Source organism: Streptomyces sp. NPDC054840 (assembly GCF_053611065.1).
On sequence record NZ_JBSGZP010000287.1, the window covers coordinates 1 to 8,732 of the forward strand.

An 8,732-nucleotide genomic window follows, 5' to 3' on the forward strand; every position below is an offset into this window, starting at 1 on the left:
GCCACCGCCGGAACGGCTTACATGACGCCCGGCATCCGGCCGAGCTGGACCAGCGACGTACCCCGCCTGCGCGAGGCGAAGTAGGCCCGGCCCGGCGGCAACGGACGCGGCCGCACCGTACCCACCAGGTCGCCCTCGGACGGGTCCCCGGACAGGACCAGGCCCTGCGCGCCCATCTCCTTGAACCGCTGCATGAACGGCTCGTACAGCGAACGCGAGGCCCCCGCCGAGTTGCGCGCGATGATGAAGCGGACACCCGTGTCCCGCGCGAAGGGCAGGAACTCCACCAGCGGCGCCAGCGGATTGCCCTGGCTCGTGGAGACCAGGTCGTAGTCGTCGATGATGATGAACACGTCCGGGCCCGTCCACCAGCTGCGGTCGCGCAGCTGCTGCGGAGTGACGTCGGTCGGCGGCTGCCGCCGTGAGAACACCCCGCCCAGCGCCTCCATGTGCATCTGCAGGGAGCTCGCCATCGGCGCGTACTCCAGCAGGTGCTCCTCCGGCAGCGCCCCGAGCAGGCTTCGCCGGTAGTCGCCGACGACCAGACGCGCCTGGTCCGGCGTGTAGCGCTCGGAGATCTGCTTGGCGATGAGCCGCAGCAGGTTCGTCTTGCCCGACTCGCTCTCGCCGAAGACGAGGAGGAAGGGGTCGGACTCGAAGTCGACGAACACCGGCTCCAGGTCGGTCTCGTCGATGCCGATCGCGATCCCGCGGCCGGGGTACTCCCCGCCCTTGGGCAGCTGGTCCGAGTGGAGCAGCCGCGGCAGCAGCCGGACGCCCGGAGCCGCCTGCCCCACCCAGTTCTGCTTCACCGTGTCCACGAAGGAGGCCGTCGCCTCCGACAGGTCGGCCGCCTCGTGCGAGCCGTCGATCCGCGGCAGCGCGCCCAGGAAGTGCAGCTTCTCCGCGACCTGGCCGCGACCGGGCATCCCCGTGGGGACGTTCGCCGCGACCTTGCGGTCGAACTCGGAGTCCATCGTGTCACCGAGGCGCAGCTCAAGGCGGCTGAGCATCTGGTCCTTGAGCGCGGCCCGTACCTCCATGTACCGGGCCGCGGTGATCACCACGTGGATGCCGTAGCCCAGACCGCGGGCGGCGATGTCCGTGACGATCTGCTCCAGGCCCTCGTACTCGCCCCGGAAGTTTCCCCAGCCGTCGACGATCAGGAACACGTCGCCCCACGGCTCGTGGGGCAGGTCACCGGCCGCCCGCCGGCGCCGGTAGGTGCCGATCGAGTCGATGTTGTTCGAGCGGAAGAACTCCTCGCGGCGGTTGAGGATGCCCCCCACCTCCGCGACCGTGCGCCGGACCCGCTCCGGGTCCAGGCGCGAGGCGATCCCGCCCACGTGCGGCAGCTCGGCGATCGACGACAGGCTGCCACCACCGAAGTCCAGCCCGTAGAACTGCACCTCGCGCGGGGTGTGCGTGAGCGCGAACGAGGAGATCAGCGTCCGCATCAGCGTCGACTTGCCCGACTGCGGACCGCCGACCACCATCATGTGGCCCGCCGCACCGGAGAAGTCCCGGTACAGCACCTCGCGCCGCTGCTCGAAGGGCTTGTCGATGAGGCCGAGCGGGACGACGAGACCGCCGGGCCGCGTGTACCCGTCCGCGTGCAGCCCGCGCTCCGCGCTCGGCGCCAGCGCCGGCAGCAGCTGGTCCAACGGCGGAGCCTGGTCGAGCGGCGGCAGCCACACCTGGTGCGCCGGCACCCCCTGACCCTCCAGCCGGCTCACGATCACGTCCAGCACCGTGTCCGCCAGCGCGTCGTCCTCGCGCACCGACTGCGCCGCCAGATACGCCGGGTCCGGGGCCGCGTACACCACGGGCACCGGGGCCGCCGTGAACAGCGCGGGCCGCCGCTCCACCGGGAACTGCCCCACCGACAGGTCCGGCCCGCCCGAGCGGTAGGTGCCCGAGACGTACGCCGCCTTGAAGCGGGTCATCTCGTCCGTACCGAACTTCAGGTAGCCCGAACCGGGCACCGACGGCAGGTGGTAGGCGTCCGGCACACCGATCGCGGTCCGCGACTCCGCCGCCGAGAAGGTCCGCAGACCGATCCGGTACGACAGGTACGTGTCCAGACCGCGCAGCTTGCCCTCCTCCAGGCGCTGCGAGGCCAGCAGCAGGTGCACACCCAGCGATCGGCCGATGCGGCCGATCTGGATGAACATGTCGATGAAGTCCGGCTTCGCCGTCAGCAGCTCGCTGAACTCGTCGATGACCAGCACCAGCGAGGCCAGCGGCTCCAGCGGGGCGCCGGCCGCGCGGGCCTTCTCGTAGTCGTGGATGTTGGCGTAATTGCCCGCCGAACGCAGCAGCTCCTGGCGGCGCTGCAGCTCGCCGCGGATCGAGTCACCCATGCGGTCCACGAGGGTGAGGTCGTCCGCCAAGTTGGTGATCACCGCCGCGACGTGCGGCATCTGCCCCATGCCCGTGAAGGTCGCACCACCCTTGAAGTCGGCGAGTACGAAGTTCAGGGTCTCCGAGGTGTGCGTGACCGCCAGACCCAGCACCAGCGTGCGCAGCAGCTCCGACTTGCCCGAACCGGTCGCGCCCACACAGAGACCGTGCGGACCCATGCCCTCCTGCGCGGCCTCCTTCAGGTCCAGCATGACCGGAGCGCCGTCCTCGCCGACACCGATCGGCACGCGCAGCCGCTCACCGGCCGACCTCGGCCGCCAGGTCCGCGCCACGTCGACCGCCGCCGCGTCGCCCAGGTTCAGCAGGTCGGTGAAGTCCAGATTGGCGAGCAGCGGCTCGTCGTCGTCCCCGCCGCCCGTGCGCATCGGCGCCAGCTGCCGGGCCAGCGCCTCCGCCGCGGGCAGCGAGAGCGTGTCCGGCACGCCCTCGTACGCGACCCCCGCGCCCGACTCCAGACGCAGCCGGCCCGGCCGTACCACGACCGACAGTCCGCCGCGCTGCTCGTCCAGCTCGCCCGCGACCACCTCCACTATGGTGACGCCCTGCAGGCCCTCGGCCGCCGCGAACACCGAATCCGGCGGCACCATGCCACCGTCCAGCACGACCACCAGGTGCGGCTGGTCCAGCACCGGGGACACCTCGCGGCTGAACCGCGGCCGGCTCTCCAGCCGGGAGGCCAGCAGCCCCTCCAGTTCGACGAGGTCATCACCGAACAGCCGCTTCGTACCCGCCCCGTCGACCTGGCCCGGGACCTGCGTGTGCGGCAGCCACTTCGTCCAGTCCCACGAGGACACCGCACCCGGCGCGGCCACCACGGCCACCATCAGGTCCTCGGGGGAGTGCAGCGTCGCCAGCTGCGCCACCATCGCCCGCGCGGTACTGCGCGCGGACTCCGGCTCCCCGGACACCGTGACGTGGTAGAAGGCGCGGATCGACAGCGCCATCGGCAGCCCGTCCAGCGAGGAGTGCACCTTCAGGAACCGCTGCATCGCGCCCGCGGTCAGCGGCTCCAGCTCGTCCACCGGCGCGGTATCCGGCGCCACCAGCGGGGTCGCCAGACGCTGCGCGCCCAGCCCGACCCGGGCCTGGCCGAAGTCCTGGTCGCCGACCCGCCGCTCCCACAGCCGCGAGCCCTCAGCCACCACCGACCACAACTGCTCGGGTGCCGGGTGCAGATACAGCTGCGCGTCGCGCTGCGCCCGCGCGGTCCTGCGTACCTGACGACGCGTCTGCGCGAGATATTTGAGGTAGTCCCGGCGCACATCGGCCATTTGCCCCTGCGTACCGCGCCGGTGGCGCGCCAACTGGGCGACGACCATGGCCACCGTCGACGCCAGCATCAGCACACCCATGATGCGCATGAAGGGGGCCGCGCCCGGCATGAAGAAGAAGACGACGGAGGAGCCCATGCCGAGCATCGGCAGGAGCTGCATCAGCATGCCCTCCTGCTGCCCGCGCGGAAGTTCGGGCGGAGCTTCCAGCCGCAGCTCCTCCGCGGGAACCTCAGGCGGCAGGGACCGCGGCGGGCGTTTGACGACGATCTGGCTCACCGGAGCATCAATCCCTCGAAAACGGACGGGACGTCGCAACCGGCGCCCCCAAGTCCCGGGCGCGAAGGGGGTCTCCCCCACGCGACGGTGATCCTACTTGCCGACAGTCGGTCATAAGCCCGGTAGGGTGGCGCGCGCAGCATGCGCATCCGCGAATCGTCCGCCGGTGCGGGCGCCAACCAGGGGGGTCACACAGGTGAGTACGGCCGGGACGACGGGTTTTTGCAGGGTCACCGTCGTGGCCCCCGACAGTCGCATCGACGTCGCCCTCCCCGAGGACATCGCCGTCGCCGACGTCTACCCCGAGCTGCTGCGCCTCACCGGCCAGACCCAGCCCGTGGGCGCCCCGACCGGCTTCCACCTCGTACGCCGCTCCGGCACCGTCCTCGACGGCGCCCGGACCCTCGCCGGCCAACAGGTGCTCGACGGCGAGGTGCTGAGCCTGCGGCCGTTCGCCGAGTCCCTGCCGCCCGCCGTGTTCGACGACGTCTCCGACGCCGTCGCCTCCGCCGTCGTCCGCGACCGGCACCGCTGGAGCGACGACATGCTGCGCGGTGCCGGCCTGGCCGGCGCCGGCGTGCTGCTCGTCATGCTGGGCTTCGTCCTCTGGTACGCCGACCCGCTGCGCCACGACATGCACGGCCTGCCCGGGATCATCGCGGGCGCCGTCGGCATCCTGCTCACCGCCGTCGCCGGGGTGCGCGCCCGGGTCTACCGCGACCGCCTCTCCGCCGTCGCGCTCGGCCTCGGCGCCCTCCCGCACCTGATGATCGCCGGCTCCGGGATCATCGCCCCGGCCGTCGGCCAGGGCCCCGGCCGCCTCCAGTTCCTGCTCGGCTGCGTCTGCGCCCTGGTCGCCTCCGTCGCCCTGGTCGCGCTCACCCCCAGCGGTGACGCCCCCTTCGTTGCGGCAACCTTCGTCGCCGCCACCGGAACCCTCGCCACCTTCGTGGCCATCGCCACCGAGGCGTCCGCCACCGATACCGCCGCCGTCTGCGCCCCCGTCGCCATCGGCCTCGTCGCCTTCCTCCCCGGCCTCTCCGCCCGCTTCGCCCGCCTGCCCATCGGCTACGCCGCCCCGCAGAGCGCCACGGACGACTACACCGATCACGTGGAGACCCCGGACCGCTACGACACCGAGCCGTACGGTGAGCAGACCGGCCCCGAGCAGCACGAGGGGGCCGGTACCGCCCTCGACGCCGAGGCCATCGCCGCCCAGGCCCGCCGTGGCCACGAGATGCTGCTCGGCCTGGTCGGCGGCTGCGCCGCGGTCGCCGTCGGCGCCGCCGCCGTCCTCGGCTTCTCGGAGAACACCTGGGGCCGCCTGCTGGCGCTCGCCACCGGCCTCGCGATGCTGCTGCGCGCCCGCCTCTTCCGTTACACCTCCCAGGTGGTCTGCGCCCTGACCGCGGGCCTCGTCGCCATCGCCCTGCTGATCCTGGGCATGGCCCTGCACCCGCCGACCGACCTGCTCGAAGCCCTCCTGCTGAAGCACGACAGCAGCGGCCTGGACCTCCGTACGATCTGGCTGACCGCCGCCGTCGCGGCCGGCGCCGCCCTCCTCGCCGGAATTGCGCTGGTCATTCCCCGCAAGGGTCTGTCACCCTTCTGGGGGCGACTGCTCGACCTCACCGAGGCGGCGGTCCTGCTCAGCCTCGTACCCCTTACCCTGGCCGTGCTGGACGTCTACTCCCGCGCCAGGTCTCTCACGAGCTGAGACGTGGCGGAGCGGCAGCCTGGTACGCTGTGTGACGGCCGTTTGTGTACGCGTCCCCCGGACTCCTCGACAAGAGGATCTGTGGACTGCGCTCAGCGGACCCCGCCTCCCGAGTAACGGAAGCCCCCCAGAGACTCAGACCTGGGGCACTCGGTGGCAACGAAGACCTAATACGAGGAGTACGCGTGCCGCTCGACGCCGCTACGAAGAAGCAGATCATCACCGAGTTCGGTGCCAAGGAGGGCGACACCGGCTCCCCCGAGGTCCAGGTTGCGATGCTCTCCCGCCGCATCTCGGACCTGACCGAGCACCTCAAGACGCACAAGCACGACCACCACTCCCGTCGTGGTCTGCTGATCCTGGTCGGCCAGCGTCGCCGCCTGCTGCAGTACCTGGCCAAGAAGGACATCCAGCGCTTCCGCGCGCTGGTCGAGCGCCTCGGCATCCGCCGCGGTGCGGCCGGCGCCAAGTAAGACGCCGTGAAGGGAGCGGTTCCCACATCCGGGGGCCGCTCCCTTTGCTGTACGTGCGGGACGGACCGGACCCTTTGTAGTCTGGAACGGACGCACGTGTACGTCCGACGACGAGACGTGCACAACTGAAGAGGAGGAGCGCCCTCCCACGCCGCCGGTCCTCGGTAGTGGCACCCGGAATGCCCCGAAGGGCAACGAACCGGGTGCTTCGATCGAAGACCGGCCCGCACGCCAGGAGCGCTTCTCCGCAACCGTCCCCCGCCACACGGGCGGCGGACGGAGACGACGAAAATGGAGAAAACGCTAGTGGAGAACGAGACCCACTACGCCGAGGCCGTCATTGACAACGGTTCCTTCGGCACCCGCACCATCCGCTTCGAGACGGGCCGTCTGGCCCGCCAGGCCGCCGGCTCCGCCGTTGCCTACCTGGACGACGACACGATGGTGCTGTCCGCCACCACCGCGTCGAAGAAGCCCAAGGACCAGCTCGACTTCTTCCCCCTGACGGTGGACGTCGAGGAGCGGCAGTACGCGGCCGGCAAGATCCCCGGCTCCTTCTTCCGCCGTGAGGGCCGCCCCTCCGAGGACGCGATCCTCACCTGCCGCCTGATCGACCGCCCGCTGCGCCCGTCCTTCAAGAAGGGCCTGCGCAACGAGATCCAGGTCGTCGCCACGATCATGGCGCTCAACCCCGACCACCTGTACGACGTCGTCGCGATCAACGCCGCGTCCGCGTCCACCCAGCTGGCCGGTCTGCCCTTCTCCGGCCCGATCGGCGGCGTCCGCGTCGCGCTGATCCGCGGCCAGTGGGTCGCGTTCCCGACGCACACCGAGCTCGAGGACGCCGTCTTCGACATGGTCGTCGCGGGTCGCGTCCTGGAGGACGGCGACGTCGCGATCATGATGGTCGAGGCCGAGGCCACCGAGAAGACCATCGCCCTCGTCAAGGGCGGCGCCGAGGCGCCGACCGAGGAGGTCGTCGCCGCCGGTCTGGACGCCGCGAAGCCCTTCATCAAGGTCCTCTGCAAGGCCCAGGCCGACCTGGCCGCCAAGGCCGCCAAGCCCGAGGGCGAGTTCCCGGTCTTCCTGGACTACCAGGACGACGTGTACGAGGCCCTCGCGGCCGCCGTCAAGGGCGAGCTCTCCCAGGCGCTGACCATCGCGGGCAAGCAGGACCGCGAGGCCGAGCTGGACCGCGTCAAGGAGATCGCCGCGGAGAAGCTCCTCCCGGCCTTCGAAGGCCGCGAGAAGGAGATCTCCGCCGCCTACCGCAGCCTGACCAAGGCCCTGGTGCGCGAGCGCGTCATCAAGGACAAGGTCCGCATCGACGGCCGCGGGATCACGGACATCCGTACCCTCGCCGCCGAGGTCGAGGCCATCCCGCGCGTGCACGGCTCGGCGCTGTTCGAGCGTGGCGAGACGCAGATCCTGGGCGTCACCACCCTCAACATGCTCCGCATGGAGCAGCAGCTAGACACCCTCTCCCCGGTGACCCGCAAGCGCTACATGCACAACTACAACTTCCCGCCGTACTCCGTCGGTGAGACCGGCCGCGTCGGTTCGCCGAAGCGCCGCGAGATCGGCCACGGTGCGCTCGCCGAGCGCGCGATCGTGCCGGTCCTCCCGACCCGCGAGGAGTTCCCCTACGCGATCCGTCAGGTGTCCGAGGCCCTCGGCTCCAACGGTTCGACGTCCATGGGCTCGGTCTGCGCCTCCACCATGTCGCTGCTGAACGCCGGTGTGCCCCTCAAGGCCCCCGTCGCCGGTATCGCCATGGGCCTGATCTCCCAGGAGATCGACGGCAAGACGCACTACGTCGCCCTCACCGACATCCTCGGTGCGGAGGACGCCTTCGGCGACATGGACTTCAAGGTCGCCGGCACCAAGGAGTTCGTCACCGCCCTCCAGCTGGACACCAAGCTGGACGGCATCCCGGCCTCCGTCCTGGCCGCGGCCCTCAAGCAGGCCCGCGACGCCCGCCTCCACATCCTCGACGTGATGATGGAAGCGATCGACACGCCGGACGCCATGTCCCCGTTCGCCCCCCGGATCATCACCGTCAAGATCCCGGTGGACAAGATCGGTGAGGTCATCGGGCCCAAGGGCAAGATGATCAACCAGATCCAGGAGGACACCGGCGCCGAGATCACGATCGAGGACGACGGCACCATCTACATCGGTGCCTCCGACGGCCCGGCCGCCGAGGCCGCCCGCGCCACGATCAACGCCATCGCCAACCCGACCATGCCGGAGGTCGGCGAGCGGTACCTGGGTACGGTCGTCAAGACCACCACCTTCGGTGCCTTCGTCTCCCTCATGCCCGGCAAGGACGGCCTCCTGCACATCTCGCAGATCCGCAAGCTCGCCGGTGGCAAGCGCGTGGAGAACGTCGAGGACGTGCTCGCGGTCGGCACCAAGGTCCAGGTCGAGATCGCCGAGATCGACCAGCGCGGCAAGCTCTCCCTGATCCCCGTGATCGACGGCGAGGCCGCCGGCGACGACGCTGACAAGGACGACTCCGACAAGTGATGTCGCGTAGTTCCCGTGTGACGGCCCGCCCCTCTTCGG

Annotated in this window: 4 protein-coding genes; 3 read left to right on the forward strand and 1 reads right to left on the reverse strand. The window is 70.8% G+C overall.

Translation table 11 applies throughout. The annotated features are described in order from the left end of the window. Nucleotides 1-17: 17 nt before the first annotated feature. Nucleotides 18-3,974: a type VII secretion protein EccCa gene (gene eccCa, locus ACWGIU_RS20725; protein WP_453707844.1), complete on the reverse strand. Its 3,957-nt coding sequence runs from the start codon at nucleotides 3,972-3,974 to the stop codon at nucleotides 18-20. Nucleotides 3,975-4,170: 196 nt separating this feature from the next. On the opposite strand from eccCa, the gene eccD reads away from it, so the two are divergent. From eccD to ACWGIU_RS20740, 3 genes are all read left to right on the forward strand, one after another. After that, entirely contained in the window at nucleotides 4,171-5,691 is a 1,521-nt protein-coding gene (gene eccD / locus ACWGIU_RS20730) for a type VII secretion integral membrane protein EccD (protein ID WP_453707846.1), read from the forward strand. 185 nt (nucleotides 5,692-5,876) lie between these two features. Continuing rightward, nucleotides 5,877-6,164: a 30S ribosomal protein S15 gene (rpsO, locus tag ACWGIU_RS20735; protein WP_030718724.1), complete on the forward strand. Its 288-nt coding sequence runs from the start codon at nucleotides 5,877-5,879 to the stop codon at nucleotides 6,162-6,164. Nucleotides 6,165-6,470: 306 nt separating this feature from the next. Continuing rightward, complete coding sequence (locus ACWGIU_RS20740; RefSeq protein ID WP_453707848.1) at nucleotides 6,471-8,693, forward strand: polyribonucleotide nucleotidyltransferase; 2,223 nt, start codon at nucleotides 6,471-6,473, stop codon at nucleotides 8,691-8,693. Nucleotides 8,694-8,732 lie beyond the last annotated feature (39 nt).